Below are 21,593 nucleotides of genomic sequence, written 5' to 3'. Positions count from 1 at the left end.
TATAGCATTAAACTTCAGCTGCCAGTGCATTTAAAAAGCCCTGCAAACCTACCTGATCAAATGGCCAATCCAGTTCTTTACCACTCTTCTCATCTAATAGTACCGGAATCCGCACCGCATAACGGGTCATAAATACATCATCAAAGGCGATATCAACCAGCTCTGCTTCATGCACTTCAGGATCAAGCGTCGCAACAACAATAGCAGCTGCATCATCACATAAGTGACATCCCTCAGTACCCATTAACAAAAACTTACGCATATCCGCTACTTCCAATCGGCCAAAAACCGGCATTTTAGGCGCTGCCATGCAGCAAGTACAGCCGGCAACTCAGTGGGACCTGAAACCATCAGAGTCTTCAGCCAGATATAAAGTCTGCGATATAACAGATATATTTCACAAAAAAGTCACTAAAGTTCCACTAAACACCTCTTGCTGCACTGCATCAAATTGTCTATTCTGATTGTTCGCATGATGCATTGATGCACCCTGTCAGGGACGTAATTCAGTCCGGTACCGGGTAACCGGTCCGGGACAACCACCTAGAAGGCGGCTTTATGGAAAACAACAGCAACATCCCCACCAATCCTCAGGAATTTATTAACTATCTGAATCAGGAGAGCCAAAAGGTATTGGCAATGTACTCTTCTGCGGGGAGTGAAGACATCTTCAAACAGTTCAGCCAGTCCTGGACTGAACTAGCTGCAAAATCCTTCGAAGACCCTACCGCCTGGGTAAAAGCTATGGCTGATTACCAGCAAGCCCAATTTAATCTTTGGCAGAACCTGTTAACAGGCAAAAGCAGCGAACAGGAAGAAGTTAAAGCAGACCGCCGCTTTGCTGCTGAAGAATGGAGCCAAAACCCAGTATTTTCTTACATTAAAGAATCATACTTCCTGAGCTCAAAGTTGCTAAACGATATGGCGTCTAATGCCAACTTAGGTGATAACGAGCAGCGCAAACTGGAGTTCTATACTCAGCAATACATTGATGCGATGTCACCAACTAACTTTGCCATGACTAATCCAGAAGTTATGCAACAGGCACTTGAAACCAATGGCCAAAGCCTTGTTGACGGCTTGAAAAACCTGCTGAGTGACTTTGAAAAAGGTCGCATCAGCATGACTGATGAATCCGCTTTCACCTTAGGTGAAAACATTGCCACAACCAAAGGCACAGTAGTATTTGAAAATGAAATGCTGCAGCTCATTCAATACACGCCAACAACCGATAAAGTCTTCACCCGCCCGACGCTGATCGTACCTCCCTGCATTAACAAGTTTTACATCATGGATCTGCAGGAGCACAATTCTTACGTTAAATACTGTGTCGACCAGGGACAGACCGTTTTCCTTATTTCCTGGCTGAATCCAACAATTGATCAGCGCGACCTGAACTGGGATAACTACGTTGAAGATGGCGTACTTAAAGCCGTAAGCACCGTAAAAGAAATCGCAGACAGCAGCAAAATCAACTGCGTATCCTGGTGTATTGGCGGTACTATTCTGGCATCAACACTGGCCGTCATGGCCAAGCGTAAAGATGAATCTATCGCCTCAGCTACTTTCCTGACCACACTGACAGACTTTACCGATCCGGGTGATTTGCGAGTATTTATCGATGAACAACAAGTCCAGCAAATTACGCAGAAAGTCGACGAAGATGGCCTTCTTAAAGGCCGCAGTCTGGCAACAGCCTTTAACATGCTTCGCTCGAATGATCTGGTCTGGTCGTATGTGGTTAATAACTACCTCAAAGGCCAGAATCCAGCGCCTTTTGATATCCTTTACTGGAACAGTGATTCAACTAACCTGCCTGCCAGCATGTACAACTTCTACATCAACAACATGTACATAGGAAACAAGCTGGTTGAACCTGATGGCCTGACAATCTGCGGAGAAAAAATCGACCTGCGGGACATCAAAATTCCGGTGTACTTCCTATCGACGATTGATGACCACATCGCGCCGTGGAAAGGCACTTTTGCAGGCACTGAACTCATGCAGGGAAATATTGAATTTGTACTTGGCGCCAGCGGCCATGTCGCAGGTGTCATCAATCCGGTTTCGAAAAATCGCCGCCACTACTGGTGCAACGGTGAATTAGGCAATGGCGCAGATCACTGGCTGGAAAGCGCAAACCGCGAAGAAGGCAGTTGGTGGAGTCACTGGAATAAATGGATCAAACCAAAAGCCGGTAAAAAGATTGATGCTCCTGCAACTCCTGGCAATTCAACTCACCAGGCAATTGAGCCTGCACCGGGCCGTTATGTAAGCATTCGTGTGGACTAAGCTATATAAAGCTTTCCAGCAATGAATATAAAACCGGGATCTTCCCGGTTTTTTTATACCTGTTATCACCTGAATATTTAGCTGTTGTAATTACATCTATCCGGTTTCTAACCCTGCTGCTAAACGGTATCATGCGCCTTTAACTCCAGCTAAGACATCCTGTGAATCAGACACCCGCATCACTGCGCTTCGCCGAAATCAAAGCCATCATGGTTCTCGGCCTGCCTATAATTATTGCCCAGCTATCCCAAACAGCAATAGGCTTCGTCGACACCCTTATGGCGGCACGTGTCAGTGCAGAAGACCTCGCGGCCGTCGCTCTGGGTTCAAGTTTCTGGCTGCCAATTTTGCTCAGCATGGGCGGTATACTGATGGCTACCACGCCATTGGTTGCCCACCAGGTTGGCGCTAGCCAGATCAAAGACACCCGGACGCAGTTTCAGCAAGGCCAATGGATCGCTGTATGCCTGTCCGTTTTGGCCATTGTTCTGTTAAATAACAATACTGCGTTGCTTGAGTACATGGACATTCACGGCAGTTTACTGGTCAAAACTCAGGCCTACTTATCAGCATTGTCATGGGGCGTTCCCGCAATACTCTTTTATCAGGTAGTCCGCAGCTATTGCGAAGGCTTTGGCAAAACCCGCCCAATCATGAAGATAGGCATTCTTGCTCTGTTATGTAACATCCCGCTTAATTATATTTTTATTTATGGAAAACTGGGGCTACCCGCAATGGGTGGCGTTGGTTGCGGCTGGGCCAGCGCAATTGTTATGTGGATTATGGCCCTTGCCAGCAGCCTGTACATTAGTAAAAGTGAAATTTTCAAGCCTATAAAGCTATTCAATCAGTGGCAAAACCCACAACGACAGGCACTGAATTCAATTTTGCGCCTCGGCTTACCTATAGGCTTCACCCTGCTAATAGAAGTCAGTATGTTCAGTGTTATAGCGCTACTGGTTGCCCGTCTGGGAGAAGTGGTCGTTGCAGCGCATCAGATTACCATCAGCTTCACAGGTATGATTTTTATGCTACCGCTGAGCATTGCTATGGCAATTACTATCAGGGTTGGTCAACAGCTAGGCGCAGCAAACAGAGAAGCGGCACGCTTTACCGCCACAACAGGCCTTTTGCTAACAGGCAGTTTTTCTATCGTTTCCTGTAGTTTCATGTATCTGATGGCACAACCAATTGCCCAAATGTATACGCCTCAAGCTGATATTGTAGCGCTTGCCAGCAGTCTGATTGTCATAGCTGCAATCTTTCAGTTTTCAGATGCTCTACAAGTTGTTGCTGCCGGCGCATTGCGAGGCTACAAAGACACCAGTATTCCCTTGCTCGTTGTATTCGTAGCCTACTGGTTAATTGGCTTGCCCTCAGGCTACCTGCTGGGGCTAACCGACCTCCTAGTACCAGCAATGGGAGCAGCAGGATTCTGGTATGGTTTAGTGATAGGCCTCACAGTGGCCGCTATACTTTTACCATGGCGTCTGTTCCGTTTAGCTCAGTGATTGCTTTTAAACACAGGCTACAGGTGCTCTGTAGCCTGTGCGTATGCCTGCTTGTATCCGGCTGCCAGCCAGACACACCTGAAGCCATGCTGGAAGACTACATAAGCCGCCTCAACAATGTGCTCGAACAGGACGTTACTCTCGACCTCAGCAATATTCATCCTACCGCTCTGCCCCGCCGCCGCTTACGCTTAATTGAAGAAACACCCGTTCGTCAGGGACTGATTGAAGTATTGGAGCTACGCCATTGCGACCTGCTGCCACTTATTGCACAACGTAACAGTTCGCTCGGACGAGTCATGCAACCCTCCCAAAAGCTGATCTACGAACTTAAATTCTTAGTATTGATGCGACAATGCGTTGCCCAAATGAAAACTGCAAATATAGAACCGGAAGTACGCGAACAAATTGACACTATATGGCGCACTAAACAGGCGAACCTGCCAATCGTATTATGGAACAGCCTATATAATTCCGACGAAATGGAGGCGAATTTCTCCGCTTCAGAACCACCTCTTAGCTTACCTTCTGATGACCCTAGAGAAAGACAACAGGAAACAGCCCGCTTTGCCAGCGTCAAACTTAGCCTGCAACATTTCAAACAACTGACACTACTGGCGGAACAGCCAAAAAACTGGCCTCTACCTGAATTCATCAACGATATTGAAGACGACTACCTTACGCTTTACAGCAATAGGTTTGGCAGCCGCTGGCAACGCTCTCTGCTATTAACTACAACAACCCTTAACAAAGGTGCCGACATAATTGAGAAACGCCTGAAAATTAAGCCCTTCTGTTACAGCGGACACCGTAATCAAAAGGCTGACATTCTGATGAATGTATTCAGTAAGTTTTATGCTGGGCGCTTGCAGCCCTATGTAGCAAAAGTTCACCAACAAGGCGATGTATGGCTAGCCGCTCACGAAGCAATTTTACAGCCGCTCCAAAGCACGCTACCTGAAGCTATGCAGCAATACGAAAAGCATTATCTTGATCGCCAGTATCCTGATGGTCAGTGGCAGCAATACCTTCAGGCATTGCAGCGACACACGTCAGCCTGGCAGAAAATCCTTCGCCAATGCAACATGATGCCCGACGGCAATCCTCTTTAAGAACCCGAAAAGCCAACCAGTTTGCATTAAATCTGCGCAAAAACCTGCAAGCATAACTTCCATAAAAAACAGATAGTTAAAATACTATTACCCATTATGGACAGCTTAACCTTCCCATCTGATGATAAGCAGGAACGATTCCTCTAAAATCAGTAATTCTTTATACGACTTGTAATAATCCGCACCGCCTTTCGGTAAAAACCGGGAATCGTCAGGAGCAGGGATGACCGCACGACCAGTTACAGCAGGCAAATCACAGTCAGGCAGAATGACCAGCCCGATCGTTGCCGTCTATGCTTTGCTGCTAACCCTTACATTGGCCCTAACCTCTATGGCTGCTGTAGAAATGGATGTGCGTATGAGCCAGGCGCAAATTGAAAAGCTTGGCCGACAATATGGCCAGCAAGCCAAAAAACGCCTGCTAGCCTGGCAAAGACTGATCGATGAAGTCGGCACCGATCCCGAAGATATTAAGCTGAGAAAAATCAACAAGTTTTTTAACCAGGTGCGCTTCATCAGCGACATTAAGCACTGGGGTAAAAAAGACTACTGGGCTACCCCGGTTGAATTTCTGATCTCTAACGGCGGCGATTGCGAAGACTTTACCATCGCTAAATATTACACCTTGCGTCAGGTAGGCGTGCCGGTTGAAAAACTCAGTCTTGCGTATGTAAAGGCACTGGAACTGAACCAGGCCCACATGGTATTAACCTACTACGAAAAACCTTCATCAACCCCTCTGATTCTTGATAATCTGATTTCACGGATAAAACCCGCTAACCGTCGACCAGATTTATTACACGTATACAGCTTCAATGCTGATAATTTATGGCTAACTAAAAAAGGTCGTCGCAGCACACTGGTTGGAACATCAGATCAGCTGAAACCCTGGGTAAAACTGAAATCCAGAATTCAGAATCTGGATAAAGACATTAACGTACAATAAGCGGATATAGATAAAGGAAAAGTCATGTCTATCGTAAATCAATTAATGGCTGCAGTTTTAGCCGTATTGCTAGGCCTGGTCTCCGGATCTGTGTATCTGATGTCGGACAGCTCAAAAGCAATGTTGCTTAATCAGCTGGAATCCCATGGTCAGGACACCGCTACTCACCTTGGCCTCTACCTTGCGCCATATATGCTGCAGAATGACGAGGCAACTATTGAAACCACAGTGAACGCTATTTTTGATAGCGGTTTCTATCAGCAAATAAAGGTCGTTAATAATCAGGGTGAAGAACTCTTTGCGAAAAGCACACCACCACAAATCAGTGAGCAGGTACCACAGTGGTTCGTTGACATTGTCAAAATCGACCCACCTGAAATGACACGTGAAGTAACCTCTGCCTGGAACAAAGCGGGCTCTATCTTCGTACAGAGCCGTGCCGGCTATGCCTATGAGCAGCTTTGGCGCGGTACTAAACAGACTTTTCTGTGGTTTGTTGTACTATCTCTGGTCAGCATTGTTTTTATTCATTTTCTGCTGCGTTACATTCTAAACCCACTCAAAGGTGTTGAAGACCAGGCTGTTGCACTGTCTGAACGCCGCTATGTCGAACAAGGAAATATCCCCAAAAGCCGTGAATTACGCCGGGTTGTAATTGCCATGAACATGATGGTGCAACGGGTTAGAGCCATGTTCGATGCTCAGGCTAAACAGATCGAAGAAATCCGTCGCACAGCTTATCAGGACGAACTGACCGGACTGGCAAACTACCGCTCTACCCAGTCTCAGCTAGTCGAACGGATTGATTACCGGAAAGACTTTGGTAACGGCACTATGATCTATCTGCATATTGCTGATTTGCAGGGCCTGAACCAGCACTTAGGGGTTGAGAAATCCAACAACTTCATTAAAGCAACCGCTGATCAAATGGAAAAAGTAGCCGCTTGCTGCGAGCAATCCGTTATCGGACGACTCACCGGCTCTGACTTTGTATTACTTGCAGACCTGACTAACCCAGATCACTTGCAACGCGAACTGAATGCACTTATCAGCAGCTTGCATGACTATTACCGTCAGTTACACCATGATGCAAAAGACGTCCAGGCACCTATATTTATCGGCACAACACCTTTCCGTGAAGACAGTAATGCCAGCCAACTGGTTGCTAATGCCCGCATAGCCAGCGAACAGGCCATTGCTGATAACAACCACGTGAATTGCGTCATCGCTGAAGAACAGGAACAACAGCAGCAAAACAACTGGCACAAGCACGTCTCTGACAAAGTTAGCCGCGGTGACATATTCCTACAAAGCCAGCCCGTCTATGAAGTAGGCAGCGCTAATAAACACCTCCAACAGGAATTATTCGCGCGTATCCTCAACCAGGATAACGAACCCTGCATGGCTGGTGAATTTATCAGCGTTATTAAACAACTTGATCTGATGACAGAGCTTGATAAAACCGTTATTAAAAAAGCGATTGAACGCTTACAGCAAGGCGATCAGAACACTTTCTGCATCAATCTGAGCAACGACTCATTGCGGGAAGACAGTTTTTATAGCTGGTTTGCGGACACCGTACGTGACCTGAACACACCCCATCAGTTACAAATCGAGATCAATGAGTCTTCGGTGCTAAACAATATGGAAAGAGTTGTTCGCTTCCGCCAGCAGCTAAAAGATTCCCGTATCGGCTTCGGTGTTGATAACTTCGGCGTTCACCCAGCTGGTTTTGCGTACCTGTATAGCCTGCATCCTGACTATATTAAGATTGATGGCTCGCTAATCCGTGAAATCGACAGCAACGCGGAAGACCGCTTCTTTGTGCGTAGTTTATCAACCGTTGCTCACAGCCTGGAGATTCAGGCGTATGCAGAACACGTTGAACGTAATGAGCAGCTCAGTGTACTAACCGAACTGGAAATCAATGGCAGCCAGGGCTGGGTGCACGGACGTCCGGTTGTTCTGGATTAAATCTTTAGATATTTATTGAGCAAAAAAAAACGCCGCAAATAAGCGGCGTTTTTTTGATACCTAAACCCTTAACGGTGCTTAGTCACCAATTGGTCCAGCTTAGTACTGATTCGGTCTTCACGCGCCTGGGCACGCTGAACTTGCTGAGTCTGCTGACGACGCTTATTCGCCTCTTTCAGCTGACCTTTAGCATGCTCTGCTTCGGAAGCAGTAACAGCACCGTCAGACTCACCGGTCAGACCGATACGGTCTGCACCTTCCTGTAAGCTACGGAAGTAATGCGGTGAACGTACGTAAGACGCCAGCGCACGCTTAATCTTATTTTTAGCCAACTTCTCATCAGCAATCAGGTCTTCCTGAATACCAATTTTTAATGGCCGAACATTTTTACGGTTAAAAACCTGTGGGTACAACTCGCAAATTAATTGCAGAGCGGCCTGGTTAGCGGCACGGTTTTTGTTTTTAGACTTTGACGGTGCTGCAGATGTTGCTGCTGTATCAGTAGCTGTCACAATGAGTTCTCTCGTTACTTACCGGTCGTTGCCGGACAAAAAACTGGGTATTGCTATACAGACGCCGATATTTCTAACATCACTGCGTCTATACAGGAAAATTCTAAATAAATTCGTTACTCGCCTTTGCGAATATAATAAAAAAATCTTTCTTCATCCGCATCCTGCGCAATAAGCTCATGACCTAAAAAGGTACAGAACTTCGGAATATCCCGCTGCGTCGAAGGATCTGTTGCCAGTACCTGTAATACCTGACCAGACGTCATTTCACGCACTTTGTTGTGCAACAGCATCACAGGCTCCGGGCAGTATAAACCGCAGGCGTCCATGATGTGATCTGCTTTTACTTCAACCATCATATGTACAACCTCATATTAACAGGCCGCTATTGTCGCAAATAATTTGCCCCAGCAAAACCCATACATGCCACGGAAAATGTTACGCTTATAATCAGGACAATAAATAAGGAGCCTAACATGATCCGCGTTATCATCGAACGTCACATTGCCGATGACCTAGAACAACATTATGAACTAGCAGCCCGCAGCACTCTGGCACAAGCCATGCAAGCTCACGGCTTTATATCTGGCGAATCTCTGCGTGATGCATTTGACCACAATCACCGCATCGTCCTGGCAAACTACCGTTCAGTTCAGGACTGGCAACGCTGGTATTCTTCTTCAGAACGCCAGTCCATGATGGCAACAATTTCCCCAATGCTACAGCGGGAAGAAAAAATTACCGTTATGGAACAGTAAAACAGCCAGCCTTCCCGGGAAGAATTAAAGAATCCTGATATGACAGGTAATTTCTTCCCGATCATGGTACAGGTGTTTTGCCGCCATACGATACTTAAGCCCCGCCTCTTCAAGCGCGGCTTCTACCATCTTCAGACACGTCTGAACTTCTGTATAACGCTGCTTCATTGGCAGTTTAAGATTAAATACAGTTTCACGGCACCAACCATTCACCAGCCAGCGAATCATCAGATCCGTCACACGGGCAGGCTTATCAACAATATCACAAACCATCCAATCGAGATTTTTGCTCGGTTCAAACGTAAATGCATCCTCAGGCTTATGAGTTACCTGACCACTTTCCATCAGTGATTCAGCCATTGGACCATTATCTACCGCTGTAACAAACATATTCTGTTTAACCAGCTGCCAGGTCCAGCCTCCGGGAGCAGCTCCTAAGTCTGCGGCCTTCAGACCACCACTAATGTAATGCTGCCATTCATGAGGTGGTACAAACCAGTGCCAGGCTTCTTCCAGCTTCAACGTAGAACGGCTAGGTGCAGCATTTGGGAATTTAAGACGCATAATCCCCATTGGCCAGGGTGCTGAGTTTTCCACCGGCGCAACACCCAGATAAAAACAGGTGCCGGTTATCGCAAAAATATGTAACCGGTACGTATTCGCATCTGCCAGTAATTTACTACGTCGCAACTTTTGACTAAATGCAGAACTGAAGCTGTTACAAAAACGCTGCATTTCACGCCCATCGGTCGTATCAGCCGGCTCAACCATGACCGACTGACACGGCGGTAACTCAGTCACTTTATCCAATAATGGAGTAATACGGTCATCAGCGGAAATACCGTCAATAACAGGCAAACAAGCCACCCACTGACGGGCGAAGATAAGCTTACTGAAATCCACTTCATCAATCAGGCGTAACGCTGCATCGGACTCGTGCGTTACATAGAGAACATAACCGCTGTTATTCTCCAGTTTGCAGTAACCGTAAATACCTTCTGCTTCTGCAATATCGCGTATCTCAGCAGCGCACTCTTTCTCGAAACCCGGACGGCAATAAAGTAATAAATGATTCATATAAATCCTAACTGATTTCAGCGAGCTTCTGAGTGCAGAGTTGCTGACACTGAGCAACTGCATATTCAAGGTGTTGTTGTTGAGTCAATCCACTGGCTTTACGTGGCTTCAAATCATGATCTCCATCTTCCAGCCAGTGAAGTTTTATGCCCGCAGCAAGACTGTAGTCATTAACAATGATCTGCTTACCCATAGGATCACGGGTACCCTGGAAAACATTTATATTGGCAGTAGTCGTCTGTAAGTGCTCGATCCGCGGCCTATCTTGCTTACCCGCTGCATAAAACGGATAACCAAAAACAAAACATCCGGCTACGTCCGGTCGGTCAGCAAGCATAGTTGCCATACGCCCTCCCATAGATTTACCTGCCAGAAACAGTTGAGTATTTTCATCAGCATACTGCTCTATCAGCTGCTGAAAGTATTCTAACAGTTTTGGCTGTCTGTCAGGTGGCCTGCGCTTACCATCTTCACGACGCTTCTGCATATAAGGAAACTCAAAACGAACAACTTCAATTCTGTCGCTCGCCAGACGCTTTGCTACATCCGTCATAAAGTCGCTGTCCATCGGCGCTCCGGCACCATGAGCAAACAAAATTCGTGCCCGGCCCGGCTTCCCATCAATTAACATTTGACTGCCCGCTGCAAAAAGGCGCGATTATAGCCTGAATTGACACGCTATGTAGCAAGAAAGTAACAACAAATCAGCCGTATCAAACAAAAGCGCATTTGTTCAAATAATCACCAATTAGTGGAAATCAGTAGACTTTTGGCTAATACATAATGTCCAATAGCGTTGTTGATCTGCATCAAGAAATCACTCGTTAGCCGCTTAAAACACCGCCGGTAACAGGCAACAGGTGCAGGACATCTTCTGATTACGATCATGAACAACACCAAGAAAAACCCAAATTACTTCTTATTATTCAAATAGATAAGATTATTTACATTTTGTGGTCGCGAAGTAAAATTGTCGAGAATACGGCATATCGGGTGTGACAATGTGTCGCAACTAATCCTGTAAACGCATTGAAATATTAGGGCTATTTCATGATAATAGCTCCCGGAAATTTTACTTTCTAAACCTTATTAATAGCTTGTTGATGAGAGCCTGATATGAGCACTGCAGCTGAACACCCAACCTACAATTACAAGGTGGTGCGTCAATTCGCCATCATGACAGTGGTATGGGGCATTGTTGGAATGGCCGTGGGCGTCTTAATTGCCTCCCAGTTAGTATGGCCTGCATTAAACTTTGATACCGCCTGGTTATCTTTCGGTCGCTTGCGTCCGTTACACACCAACGCAGTTATCTTTGCATTCGGAGGCAGTGCACTATTCGCTACCTCTTACTACGTGGTACAGCGTACCTGCCAGGTTCGTCTGATTTCAGACAAACTCGCCGCTTTTACATTTTGGGGCTGGCAGTTAGTTATCATAGGCGCTGTTATTACTCTGCCTATGGGTATTACTTCATCCAAAGAATACGCTGAACTTGAATGGCCACTTGATATCCTGCTGACCATTGTATGGGTTGCTTACGCAATCGTATTCATGGGCACAATTAAGATTCGTAAGACCTCTCACATTTATGTGGGTAACTGGTTCTACATGGCCTTCATTATCACTGTTGCGGTACTTCACATTGTAAACAGTGCAGCAATGCCTATTTCTCTGTTCAGCTTCAAGTCTTACTCGGTTTACCCTGGTGCTGTAGATGCAATGGTTCAGTGGTGGTATGGCCATAACGCAGTAGGCTTCTTCCTGACTGCAGGCTTCCTGGGCATGATGTACTACTTCGTTCCTAAGCAGGCTGAACGTCCAATTTACTCTTACCGTCTGTCTATCGTTCACTTCTGGGCTCTGATTGCGACTTACATGTGGGCTGGTGGTCATCACCTGCACTACACAGCGCTTCCAGACTGGACTCAGTCAGTTGCGATGGTTATGTCTCTGATCCTGCTGGCACCTTCATGGGGTGGCATGATCAACGGTATGATGACCCTTTCCGGTGCATGGCATAAGCTGCGTACAGATCCGGTTCTGCGCTTCCTGGTTGTTTCACTGTCCTTCTACGGTATGTCTACCTTCGAAGGCCCAATGATGGCAATAAAGACTGTAAACGCCCTGTCTCATTACACTGACTGGACTGTTGGTCACGTACACGCTGGTGCACTTGGCTGGGTTGCAATGATTTCTATCGGTGCGACTTACCACATGATTCCACGCCTGTGGGGCAAAGCTCAGATGTACAGTGTTGCTCTGATCAACACCCACTTCTGGCTGGCAACTATCGGTACTGTTCTGTACATCTGTGCGATGTGGGTTAACGGTATCCTGCAGGGTCTGATGTGGCGTGCGGTTAACGAAGACGGCACCCTGACATACAGCTTCGTTGAAGCACTGGAAGCGAGCCACCCAGGCTACTTCGTACGTGCACTTGGCGGTGCTTTCTTCCTGACCGGTATGCTGCTGATGGCATACAACGTTTGGCAGACAGTGCGTAAAGACAGCAAGGCACCTGTTGCCGATGCGTCAGCACAAGCAGCGTAAGTTCAGGAGCAGATTGAAATGATCAAACACGAAACGATTGAAAAGAACATTGGCCTGATGATCCTGCTGATCATCCTTGTGATCAGTGGCGGTGGTCTTGCGGAAATCGTACCTCTGTTCTTTAGTAACTCGACTACTAAGCCAATTGAGGGCTTACGCCCTTATACCGCGCTGGAAATGGAAGGTCGTGACATTTACATCCGTGAAGGCTGTAACGTTTGTCACTCTCAGATGATTCGTCCATTCCGTGCAGAAACTGAGCGCTACGGTCACTACTCAACCGCTAACGAAGGCGTTTGGGAGCACCCATTCCTGTGGGGTTCCAAGCGTACAGGTCCAGATCTGGCCCGTGTTGGCGGCCGTTACAGTGATGACTGGCACCGTGCTCACCTGTACAACCCGCGTGACGTTGTTCCTGAATCAAAAATGCCGTCTTACCCATGGTTGTTTGAAAACAAACTGGATGGTAAAGACACTTCTGCCAAGCTAGAAGTCTTCAAGAAGTTTGGTGTGCCATACACCGCTGAAGAAATTGCAAGCGCTGGTGCAGATGTAAAAGGCAAAACTGAAATCGAAGCCGTTGTTGCTTACCTGCAGTCTTTAGGCAAGCTTCACTCCGTCTACAACAATAAGCGGTAATCAACAGTGAGCTACGAAGTTTACGGTCCCTATATCCCGGTCATCATGATGATCACTTTCTTAGGCTTATTTATCTGGGTACTACTGCCAGGTAATACCAAAGGGTTCAGAGAAGCCTCTAACCTGCCGTTTGCCGATGAAGAGCAAGCCGATAATGATGCGTCTGGTGGGACCAGTAACGGGAGAAACAAATAATGAGTGATTTTTGGAGCATCTGGGTAAGTGTTATTACGCTTGGCGTAATTGGCGGTTGCGCTGCCCTGCTTTGGTCCACTCGTAAGAGTGAAGTCTACAAAGACGCGACTGAAGAAACGACTGGTCATACTTTCGATGGTATCGAAGAATATGACAACCCAATGCCAGGCTGGTGGTTGCAGATGTTTGTTGCAACTATCATCTTCGGCCTGGTTTATCTGGCTCTGTATCCTGGTCTGGGTAACTTTAAAGGTTTCCTGAACTGGACTCAGATCAGCCAGTATGAAGAAGAAGTTGCTTACGCTGATGAAACTTATCGTCCGGTTTTTGCTAAGTTTGCAGATATGTCTGTTGAAGACCTGCAATCTCAGCCAGAAGGCCTGAAAATGGGTCAGCGTATGTTCGCCAACAACTGTGCAGTATGCCACGGCACAACAGGCTCAGGCGCACACGGCTTCCCTAACCTGACGGATACTGACTGGTTATATGGCGGTAACGCTGACACCATCAAGACCACCATTACTGGCGGTCGTACCGGCGCTATGCCTCCATGGGGCGCAGTACTGGGTGAAGAAGGTGTACGTGACATGACTAACTACGTAATGTCACTGAGCGGCAAAACTGTTGACGCTGATGCAGCTGCACGCGGCGAACAGCAGTTCCAGGCGCTGTGTACTGCTTGTCACGGTCAGGACGCTAAAGGTGTCCAGGCTCTGGGCGCACCAAACCTGACTGATAACGTTTGGTTGTACGGCGGCTCTTTCGAACAAATCAGCCACACTATCCGTGTTGGTCGTAGCGGTGTAATGCCAGCTCATAAAGACCTGCTGAGTGACGACAAGATCCACTTGATCACATCTTACGTGTATAGCCTGTCAAACAAATAAAACTGGCTTAAATCAATAAAAAGGCGATATGTTAAACTACATATCGCCTTTTTTTATGCCTGAGGTTTTCAGCAATAGGAATGGGCGTATAATATTCGCGTTTGCTAATACACGGACTGTGAGCACAGCCACACCTGCATCACCTCGCTCACTGAAACGCCAAAAATCTTTATAGCCCAATGTGTTAGCCTGTATTCGATGACTAATGGTGAGGATTGGTATGAATCAGATACCAGTAAAAGATGTTACCCCCAAGAGCAAAAACAATGGCGCTACTGAAAGCTACGACCTGTATGCTAAGCGCGAACATATCTATGTAAAATACTACAAAGGCTTCTTCAAGAACTTCAGAACCATATCCGGTTTTATCATGCTCGCCATGTTCTACTGCTTCTCATGGCTGCAATGGAACGGACAGCAGGCAGTATTGTTTGATCTGCCTAACCGCCAGTTCCATGTATTCAATTTCACCTTCTGGCCACAGGATTTCATATTGTTATCCTGGCTATTAATTATTCTCGCCTTTGTCTTGTTCTTTGTGACTGTTTTTGCCGGACGTCTCTGGTGTGGTTATGCGTGCCCACAATTCGTCTGGACCTGGTTCTTTATTTGGGCCGAACGCGTTACAGAAGGTGATCGCAACGTACGTATGCGTCGCGATAAACAACCAATGAGTGCTGAAAAATTTCTTCGTAAAACAGCCAAACACAGCCTATGGCTGGTGATTGCTGCTGCAACCGGCATTGCATTCGTTGGCTACTTTTCACCTATTCGGGAATTAATTCCAGACTTACTGGCCTGGAACCTTGGCCCATGGGAAACTTGGTGGATCGGCTTCTTTATCGTTGCTACATATGCAAATGCGGGCTGGTTACGCGAACAAGTCTGTATTTACATGTGCCCATACGCCCGCTTCCAGAGCGTTATGTTTGATCAGGATACTTTAGTCATATCTTACGACGAAGCACGTGGCGAAAATCGCGGCAAGCGTAAAAAGAATATGGATTATAAAGCCGCAGGCATGGGCGACTGCATTGATTGCGGGAACTGTGTGCACGTCTGCCCGGTTGGCATCGACATTCGTGACGGCCTGCAATACGAATGTGTTGCATGTGGAGCCTGCGTTGATGCCTGTGACGATATAATGGACAGAATGGGTTACGAACGCGGCTTGATTCGCTACACCACTGAACATGCACTCGAAGGCGGCACAACCCACATCATGCGCCCTCGCCTGATCGGTTACTTTGCCGCTATGTGCGTCATGTTCATTGCGTTTGGCTATACGCTTTATGCCCGTATTCCGCTGGAAGTTGATATAATCCGCGACCGTGGCCAGCTATACATCGAAGCGTCTAACGGTACTATCGAAAACGCTTACATGCTGAAACTGGCCAACAAGTCTCAACAGGACCACCGCTATAGTATTGAAGTAACGGGCATAGACGGACTTCAACTGATAAGCGAGTCTGTTGTTGATATTCGTTCAGGGGAACTTCTTGATCACCCTATACGTCTACAGATCAAACCGGCTTACCTGGAACGTCCAAACTACGACATTATGTTTCATGTGAAGGCACTGGATGATGCTGATATCAGCATTGATGAAGAGAATCGCTTTATCGGGCCAACCAATCGCCGCTAAAACGATGCTTAACAGCACTGACTGCGTTAAAATAGCCGTTTCGCCCGAGACGGCTATTATCTTTTTGAAGGAAGATCATGTCCCAACCTGACCCAATTGCACCATGGTACAAACAGCCATGGCTATGGTTTATTCTTGCGCCGCTTATTGCCTCCTTTATGTACGCTTCTGTTTATATATCTGCGGCTATATTTACCCGTGACACATTGGTGCGGGATAACTATTACCGACATGCAAAAGCATATAATCAGGATAACTCACAAATCCGGGCAGCTGCTGACCTAGGCATAATGGCAGCACTGAAAATAGATGACGTTACCGGAGATGTCAGTATTGAATTAACCAGTAACAACGATTATGTAAAACCAGAAAATCTGTCACTGGAATTAGTTCATGCGACCCTTGCAGACCGTGACTTTTCCATCAATCTGCGCCGTGTTCGTGACGGATTCTACCTGGGCAACATTGACAGTAAACCACTGGGTAAACAATACGTTATTCTGCAATCGGAAGATGCCAGCTGGCAGATTCGTCAGACCATCTTTCCTCCGTACGATCAGACCCAGTTCGACCTCATTCCACATAAGACCAATTAATGCCTGAAGCACCTACAGCAACAAACCAGCCGCAGTTATGTTTCCACTGCGGCCTGGATGTGCCTGCCAATTCTGAATACGCAGCCGAGATTAACGGCAAACTTCAGCCAATGTGCTGCCCGGGTTGTCAGGCCGTAGCTGAAGCAATCGCCGCTGGCGGTCTGGAAAACTATTACAAGCACCGCACCAACGATGCTCAGTCACCAGACACTGCAGACCGTAACCAGCAGCGCCTCGCTGAATTAAAACTCTACGATGAAGCTTCGGTACAGCAAAGTTTTGTGAATACCCTGAGCGATGGCAGCAAACAGGCTGCCTTGGTGATCGAAGGCATTACCTGCGCTGCCTGCGTATGGCTTTTAGAGCATCATATTTCAGCACTGGACGGCGTCACTCAGGCATCGGTGAATATGACTAATCACCGTGCGCAAATCAGCTGGCAGCCTGACCAGATCGAACTCAGTACGATTCTTGCTGCGATTTACTCGATTGGTTATCAGGGACATCCTTACCACCCCAATAAAGAAGAACAACTGTTGGCAGCGGAAACCCGCCGGGCCACTCGCCGACTAGGCATTGCCGGTGTATTTACCATGCAGATCATGATGATCTCTATTGCCCTTTATGCCGACAGTAACAATCAGCTTGAGCAACACCTGATCACCTTTATGCGCTGGGCCAGCTTTGTACTTGCTACGCCAGTTGTAATCTATGCAGCCAGACCTTTCTTTGACGCCGCGTGGCGTGATCTGAAAACCCGACATCTCACAATGGATGTACCAGTTTCGATCGCTATTGGCGGTGCCTATCTCGCCAGCATCTGGGCCACAGCGACAGCAACCGGCGAAGTCTATTTCGACTCAGTCAGCATGTTTACTTTCTTCCTGCTCATCGGTCGCTATTTAGAAATGAAAGCCCGCCACCGTACTGGCAGAGCTGGTAATTCACTTCTCAATCTACTACCAGCAAGCGCAACTGTTATTCGCGACGGCCAGGAAGTACTGATACCCGCAACTGACCTGCAAACCGGTGACAGGGTAATCGTCAAACCAGGCCATACTGTTTCAGCCGACGGCATCATTATCAGCGGAAACAGCAGCATTGATGAATCTGCGCTAACCGGTGAATACCTGCCACTCAACAAACAACCAGGAGATACAGTTGTCGGCGGCACTATTAATGTCGAAAATCCGCTGGAGATAGAAGTTACTGATGTCGGCGCCGAATCTAAACTTTCGTCAGTGGTTCGCTTACTTGATCGCGCCCACCAGGAAAAACCTCTGGCCGCCAAAACCGCTGATAAAATTGCCGGTTACTTTGTTGCAGCAGTATTGATCACCGCTATAAGCGTAGCCGTTATCTGGTGGAACATAGCCCCCGAACACGCACTTTGGATAACCCTCTCAGTACTGGTTGTTACCTGTCCGTGCGCGCTTTCACTGGCTACACCGACCGCGCTGACAGCAGCCACCGGAGCACTGCGGGAAAATGGCATTTTAATTACCCGCGGCCATGTTCTCGAGAGCTTGGCAAAAGCGACTCACATCGTATTTGATAAAACCGGCACGCTGACAGAAGGCAACCTGTCTTTACAGCAAACAATCAGCCTGAATAGCCTGACTAAGACTCAATGCCTCGATATTGCTGCAGCACTGGAAGCGCATTCTGAACACCCTATTGCCAAAGCCTTTCACCAGCACTATGAGCAATTTCAAATCCCTCCGGCTAGTGATCTGAATAATCATATCGGCGAAGGTCTTGAAGGCAATGTAGAAAGCGTTATTTACCGTATCGGGAAGCCCGAATTTGCCAGCGCCAACTGCGATGAAATACTCAGCTACCAGGATGCACCTGACAACAATGGCCAGTGGCTATTACTGGTTTCCGACAAAACGCCACTTGCCTGGTTCTGCCTAAACGATCCGATTCGCAAACATGCTGCGCAATCCGTGCAGAAGCTCCAGCAACAAGGACTGAATGTCACTATGCTAACCGGTGACAACTCTGCTGCTGTTAGTGCCGTTTCACAGCAACTGAATATCAATCAGGTTATTTCAGGTGTTTCGCCGGAAGAAAAACTGCAACACGTACAGCAGTTACAGGCAGACGGTGCCCGGGTAATAATGGTTGGCGATGGTATTAATGACATTCCGGTACTTGCCGGCGCGCAGATATCTATCGCAATGGGGGCTGCAACCGATCTGGCTAAAACAAACGCCGATGCTGTACTGATCTCCAGTGACCTGCAACGCTTACCCCAAGCCTTAACCCATGCGCAAAAAACTCAGAAAATAATTCGTCAGAATTTGGCCTGGGCGCTGGTGTATAATATTATCGCGCTGCCGCTTGCTGCCAGCGGACTGATAGCACCTTATATGGCTGCTATTGGCATGTCTGCCAGCTCGCTTGTTGTTGTGGGTAACGCACTGCGTCTTTCCCGCCTCAGGCAAGCTGACAGAACAACCAAACAAACTGTGTCACAACCAGTGATGCAACAGTCAAACAACTAAGCTTATCGGGCTACGGATCTCTATATGAACATTCTCTATCTGCTGATTCCTATCGCTATCATTCTGGCAGGCCTTGGTATCTGGGGATTTTTCTGGTCTGTAAACAGCGGTCAATACGATGATATGGAGTCACCGGCCCATAGCATTCTCTATGATGACGACGAACACCTGATCCCTAACGACGCCAAACAAAAGGCTGCTGATAAGCAGAATGACTGAACTCAGTATCTTTTATGCCGTACTTCTCGGTTTACTCGGTAGCGCCCACTGTCTTGGAATGTGCGGCGGTATTTCCAGTGCAATCGCTATGGGCATCAACCAGCCAAACCGTCATCCGCTCGTTTTATTACTCAGCTTCAATACTGGCCGGGTGCTTAGCTATGCTATTGCAGGCGGAATTCTCGGTGGGCTTGGCTGGCTTATAGAATCCCCCACTACCGGCCTGATTATGCGTAGCATTGCCGGACTTATGTTGATTTTATTGGGTCTGTATATTGCCAGATGGTGGCAGGCTGTCACTTATATTGAGCGACTGGGTAAACATCTCTGGAAGCATCTGCAGCCTTTTAGCAAGCAATTGCTCCCGGTCAGCTCAGTACCTAAAGCACTGTTACTCGGAAGCATCTGGGGCTGGCTCCCCTGTGGGTTGGTATACTCTACACTTATCTGGAGCGCCAGTGCCGCAGACTGGCAAACTTCCGCACTGCTCATGGGCGGCTTCGGTCTGGGAACAATTCCCGCCATGCTGGTCACCGGTTTATTGGCCCGTCAACTACAGGGCTTCTTACAACATCGCATTACTCAAGCTGTGGCTGGCCTATGCATTATCAGCTTTGGTATCTACACCTTACCGCTTTCAGGTTTACTACAATCCTTCAGCGCTTGATCAGGGTCAATGCGGGCATCTTTCAGATCACTACAATAGTCTCATATTAATAAGTCGGCACAGACCGACCCCTATACAGTTTTAGCAAGAGACTTATGCAGTGACTCAACCAAATCTTATAGAATGGGATCTGGATCTGATCCGTCGTTATGATCTTTCCGGCCCCCGTTACACCTCCTACCCTACCGCAATTCAGTTTGACCCTTCTCTGGAAGCCAGCGATCTGGTCGACTGCGGACAAAACACAGCCGATATTAGCACTCCCTTATCTTTATATGTGCATATCCCCTTCTGTGCCCACGTTTGTTACTACTGCGCCTGTAACAAAGTCATCACCCGTAACCGCAAAAAAGCTCAGCCCTATCTGGACACCCTTTATCAGGAAATGGCTCAGCTATCGAAGTGGTATTCAAAAGACCGCATTGTTGAACAACTTCACTGGGGCGGCGGCACACCAACCTTCATCAGTAACGAACAAATGACCGAACTGATGCAGGCAATGCGTGACAACTTTAATCTGTTAGATGATGACAGCGGCGATTATTCAATCGAGATTGATCCGCGGGAAGTTGATAACGAAACACTTCAGGTACTGCGTAACATTGGCTTTAACCGTATCAGCCTTGGTGTACAGGATGTCGAACTCAAAGTGCAGCAAGCTGTAAACCGTGTACAACCTGTAGAAGAAGTTGCTGCAGTATTGCACGAAGCCCGCAGACTCGGCTTCCGTTCTATCAATATGGATCTGATATACGGTTTGCCACATCAGACACTGGAAAGCTTTAAGCAGACGCTGGCCACTATTATCGAGCTAAGCCCAGACCGCTTGTCAGTATTTAACTATGCGCATATGCCAGATCGCTTCCGTTCTCAGAAACACATTCAGGCTGAAGATTTACCAAGCCCTGAAACGAAACTGGCGATTCTGGAAACGACTATAGCTATGCTGACTGATGCAGGTTATGTCTATATCGGTATGGACCACTTCGCCAAGCCTGATGATGAACTGGCCATTGCACAGCGCAATAATCAGCTTCACCGTAATTTTCAGGGCTACACCACCCATAAAGAATGCGACCTGGTCGCGATGGGGGTTTCGTCCATCAGTCAGATTGGTGATGTCTATTACCAGAACCAGCATGACATGCGCCTTTATACAGACGCCGTAGAAGCAGATATTCATGCCATTAACCGTGGTGTCACTCTCAGCCTGGATGATCGCATTCGCAGAGCAGTTATCACCCAGCTGATCTGTCACTTTGAGCTGGATAAAGATCGCATCGAAGCAGACTTTGATATCCGCTTTGATGACTACTTTGCAGAAGAACTCACAGAAATTGAACAGTTTGCTGAAGACGGCCTGATCAGTCTGGAAAAAGATAACCGTGAACTGCTGGCAACAGGTAGCGGCAGGTTATTAATCCGCCGGATCTGCATGACATTTGATGCTTACATTCCAAAGCGAACGGCTACTCAGGGATACTCCCGAATCATTTGATT

The 21,593-nt window shown here is 47.4% G+C and carries 21 protein-coding genes; 16 read left to right on the top strand and 5 right to left on the bottom strand.

Annotation, left to right across the window (positions count from 1 at the left end):
* Positions 1–7: 7 nt before the first annotated feature.
* Complete coding sequence (locus OCU49_RS08815; protein ID WP_261844608.1) at positions 8–310, bottom strand: glutaredoxin family protein; 303 nt, start codon at positions 308–310, stop codon at positions 8–10.
* 248 nt (positions 311–558) lie between these two features.
* On the opposite strand from OCU49_RS08815, the gene OCU49_RS08810 reads away from it, so the two are divergent.
* From OCU49_RS08810 to OCU49_RS08790, 5 genes are all read left to right on the top strand, one after another.
* Entirely contained in the window at positions 559–2,292 is a 1,734-nt protein-coding gene (locus OCU49_RS08810) for a PHA/PHB synthase family protein (protein WP_261844607.1), read from the top strand.
* A gap of 161 nt (positions 2,293–2,453) precedes the next feature.
* On the top strand, positions 2,454–3,803 hold the full coding sequence (locus OCU49_RS08805; protein ID WP_261844606.1) for an MATE family efflux transporter: 1,350 nt from the start codon (positions 2,454–2,456) through the stop codon (positions 3,801–3,803).
* Positions 3,800–4,915, top strand: a complete 1,116-nt coding sequence (locus tag OCU49_RS08800) for a DUF3080 family protein (protein ID WP_261844605.1) — start codon at positions 3,800–3,802, stop codon at positions 4,913–4,915. Before OCU49_RS08805 ends, OCU49_RS08800 begins: the two co-directional genes overlap by 4 nt.
* A gap of 223 nt (positions 4,916–5,138) precedes the next feature.
* Positions 5,139–5,861: a transglutaminase-like cysteine peptidase gene (locus OCU49_RS08795; RefSeq protein WP_336605372.1), complete on the top strand. Its 723-nt coding sequence runs from the start codon at positions 5,139–5,141 to the stop codon at positions 5,859–5,861.
* A gap of 24 nt (positions 5,862–5,885) precedes the next feature.
* Complete coding sequence (locus OCU49_RS08790; protein WP_261844604.1) at positions 5,886–7,835, top strand: bifunctional diguanylate cyclase/phosphodiesterase; 1,950 nt, start codon at positions 5,886–5,888, stop codon at positions 7,833–7,835.
* A 68-nt stretch (positions 7,836–7,903) separates the two neighbouring features.
* On the opposite strand, the gene OCU49_RS08785 is transcribed toward OCU49_RS08790, so the two are convergent.
* Both OCU49_RS08785 and tusA read right to left on the bottom strand, forming a co-directional pair.
* On the bottom strand, positions 7,904–8,347 hold the full coding sequence (locus tag OCU49_RS08785) for a ProQ/FINO family protein (RefSeq protein ID WP_261844603.1): 444 nt from the start codon (positions 8,345–8,347) through the stop codon (positions 7,904–7,906).
* 116 nt (positions 8,348–8,463) lie between these two features.
* Positions 8,464–8,703, bottom strand: a complete 240-nt coding sequence (gene tusA / locus OCU49_RS08780; RefSeq protein ID WP_261845216.1) for a sulfurtransferase TusA — start codon at positions 8,701–8,703, stop codon at positions 8,464–8,466.
* A 120-nt stretch (positions 8,704–8,823) separates the two neighbouring features.
* On the opposite strand from tusA, the gene OCU49_RS08775 reads away from it, so the two are divergent.
* Entirely contained in the window at positions 8,824–9,105 is a 282-nt protein-coding gene (locus tag OCU49_RS08775) for an antibiotic biosynthesis monooxygenase family protein (RefSeq protein WP_261844602.1), read from the top strand.
* A 24-nt stretch (positions 9,106–9,129) separates the two neighbouring features.
* On the opposite strand, the gene rlmM is transcribed toward OCU49_RS08775, so the two are convergent.
* Together rlmM and OCU49_RS08765 are read right to left on the bottom strand one after the other, a co-directional pair.
* Positions 9,130–10,182, bottom strand: coding sequence for a 23S rRNA (cytidine(2498)-2'-O)-methyltransferase RlmM (rlmM, locus tag OCU49_RS08770; RefSeq protein ID WP_261844601.1), 1,053 nt, complete (start codon positions 10,180–10,182; stop codon positions 9,130–9,132).
* 7 nt (positions 10,183–10,189) lie between these two features.
* A complete protein-coding gene (locus OCU49_RS08765; RefSeq protein ID WP_261844600.1) occupies positions 10,190–10,813 on the bottom strand; it encodes an alpha/beta fold hydrolase in 624 nt (207 codons plus the stop codon).
* A 485-nt stretch (positions 10,814–11,298) separates the two neighbouring features.
* Here OCU49_RS08765 and ccoN point away from each other — a divergent pair, with 485 nt between their 5' ends.
* From ccoN to hemN, 10 genes are all read left to right on the top strand, one after another.
* Positions 11,299–12,735: a cytochrome-c oxidase, cbb3-type subunit I gene (gene ccoN, locus OCU49_RS08760; RefSeq protein WP_261844599.1), complete on the top strand. Its 1,437-nt coding sequence runs from the start codon at positions 11,299–11,301 to the stop codon at positions 12,733–12,735.
* Between the two features lie 18 nt (positions 12,736–12,753).
* On the top strand, positions 12,754–13,374 hold the full coding sequence (gene ccoO / locus OCU49_RS08755) for a cytochrome-c oxidase, cbb3-type subunit II (RefSeq protein WP_446680421.1): 621 nt from the start codon (positions 12,754–12,756) through the stop codon (positions 13,372–13,374).
* Positions 13,375–13,380: 6 nt separating this feature from the next.
* Positions 13,381–13,569, top strand: a complete 189-nt coding sequence (locus tag OCU49_RS08750; RefSeq protein WP_261844598.1) for a cbb3-type cytochrome oxidase subunit 3 — start codon at positions 13,381–13,383, stop codon at positions 13,567–13,569.
* Positions 13,569–14,456, top strand: coding sequence for a cytochrome-c oxidase, cbb3-type subunit III (gene ccoP / locus OCU49_RS08745; RefSeq protein WP_261844597.1), 888 nt, complete (start codon positions 13,569–13,571; stop codon positions 14,454–14,456). Before OCU49_RS08750 ends, ccoP begins: the two co-directional genes overlap by 1 nt.
* 220 nt (positions 14,457–14,676) lie before the next feature.
* Positions 14,677–16,101, top strand: coding sequence for a cytochrome c oxidase accessory protein CcoG (gene ccoG / locus OCU49_RS08740; protein WP_261844596.1), 1,425 nt, complete (start codon positions 14,677–14,679; stop codon positions 16,099–16,101).
* A gap of 77 nt (positions 16,102–16,178) precedes the next feature.
* Positions 16,179–16,697, top strand: a complete 519-nt coding sequence (locus tag OCU49_RS08735) for a FixH family protein (RefSeq protein ID WP_261844595.1) — start codon at positions 16,179–16,181, stop codon at positions 16,695–16,697.
* Positions 16,697–19,207 carry a heavy metal translocating P-type ATPase gene (locus tag OCU49_RS08730; protein WP_261844594.1) on the top strand — a complete coding sequence of 837 codons (2,511 nt, stop codon included), beginning with the start codon at positions 16,697–16,699 and terminating at the stop codon, positions 19,205–19,207. Before OCU49_RS08735 ends, OCU49_RS08730 begins: the two co-directional genes overlap by 1 nt.
* 24 nt (positions 19,208–19,231) lie before the next feature.
* Complete coding sequence (gene ccoS, locus OCU49_RS08725; RefSeq protein ID WP_261844593.1) at positions 19,232–19,426, top strand: cbb3-type cytochrome oxidase assembly protein CcoS; 195 nt, start codon at positions 19,232–19,234, stop codon at positions 19,424–19,426.
* Entirely contained in the window at positions 19,419–20,093 is a 675-nt protein-coding gene (locus tag OCU49_RS08720) for a sulfite exporter TauE/SafE family protein (protein WP_261844592.1), read from the top strand. The genes ccoS and OCU49_RS08720 overlap by 8 nt, the downstream gene beginning before the upstream one ends.
* 100 nt (positions 20,094–20,193) lie before the next feature.
* Positions 20,194–21,591: an oxygen-independent coproporphyrinogen III oxidase gene (gene hemN / locus OCU49_RS08715; RefSeq protein ID WP_261844591.1), complete on the top strand. Its 1,398-nt coding sequence runs from the start codon at positions 20,194–20,196 to the stop codon at positions 21,589–21,591.
* Positions 21,592–21,593: the final 2 nt, after the last annotated feature.

The organism is Aliamphritea ceti, assembly GCF_024347215.1.
Lineage (GTDB): Bacteria > Pseudomonadota > Gammaproteobacteria > Pseudomonadales > Balneatricaceae > Amphritea > Amphritea ceti.
This window is presented reverse-complemented; position numbering and strand designations above follow the sequence as displayed.

What these genes read in the sequence shown, in the direction of transcription:
- OCU49_RS08815 (WP_261844608.1), bottom strand. Translation starts at nt 310, where the DNA reads ATGGCAGCGCCTAAAATGCCGGTTTTTGGCCGATTGGAAGTAGCGGAT.
- OCU49_RS08810 (WP_261844607.1), top strand. Translation starts at nt 559, where the DNA reads ATGGAAAACAACAGCAACATCCCCACCAATCCTCAGGAATTTATTAAC.
- OCU49_RS08795 (WP_336605372.1), top strand. Translation starts at nt 5,139, where the DNA reads ATGACCGCACGACCAGTTACAGCAGGCAAATCACAGTCAGGCAGAATG.
- OCU49_RS08790 (WP_261844604.1), top strand. Translation starts at nt 5,886, where the DNA reads ATGTCTATCGTAAATCAATTAATGGCTGCAGTTTTAGCCGTATTGCTA.
- tusA (WP_261845216.1), bottom strand. Translation starts at nt 8,703, where the DNA reads ATGGTTGAAGTAAAAGCAGATCACATCATGGACGCCTGCGGTTTATAC.
- OCU49_RS08775 (WP_261844602.1), top strand. Translation starts at nt 8,824, where the DNA reads ATGATCCGCGTTATCATCGAACGTCACATTGCCGATGACCTAGAACAA.
- rlmM (WP_261844601.1), bottom strand. Translation starts at nt 10,182, where the DNA reads ATGAATCATTTATTACTTTATTGCCGTCCGGGTTTCGAGAAAGAGTGC.
- OCU49_RS08765 (WP_261844600.1), bottom strand. Translation starts at nt 10,813, where the DNA reads ATGTTAATTGATGGGAAGCCGGGCCGGGCACGAATTTTGTTTGCTCAT.
- ccoN (WP_261844599.1), top strand. Translation starts at nt 11,299, where the DNA reads ATGAGCACTGCAGCTGAACACCCAACCTACAATTACAAGGTGGTGCGT.
- ccoO (WP_446680421.1), top strand. Translation starts at nt 12,754, where the DNA reads ATGATCAAACACGAAACGATTGAAAAGAACATTGGCCTGATGATCCTG.
- ccoP (WP_261844597.1), top strand. Translation starts at nt 13,569, where the DNA reads ATGAGTGATTTTTGGAGCATCTGGGTAAGTGTTATTACGCTTGGCGTA.
- ccoG (WP_261844596.1), top strand. Translation starts at nt 14,677, where the DNA reads ATGAATCAGATACCAGTAAAAGATGTTACCCCCAAGAGCAAAAACAAT.
- OCU49_RS08735 (WP_261844595.1), top strand. Translation starts at nt 16,179, where the DNA reads ATGTCCCAACCTGACCCAATTGCACCATGGTACAAACAGCCATGGCTA.
- OCU49_RS08730 (WP_261844594.1), top strand. Translation starts at nt 16,697, where the DNA reads ATGCCTGAAGCACCTACAGCAACAAACCAGCCGCAGTTATGTTTCCAC.
- ccoS (WP_261844593.1), top strand. Translation starts at nt 19,232, where the DNA reads ATGAACATTCTCTATCTGCTGATTCCTATCGCTATCATTCTGGCAGGC.
- OCU49_RS08720 (WP_261844592.1), top strand. Translation starts at nt 19,419, where the DNA reads ATGACTGAACTCAGTATCTTTTATGCCGTACTTCTCGGTTTACTCGGT.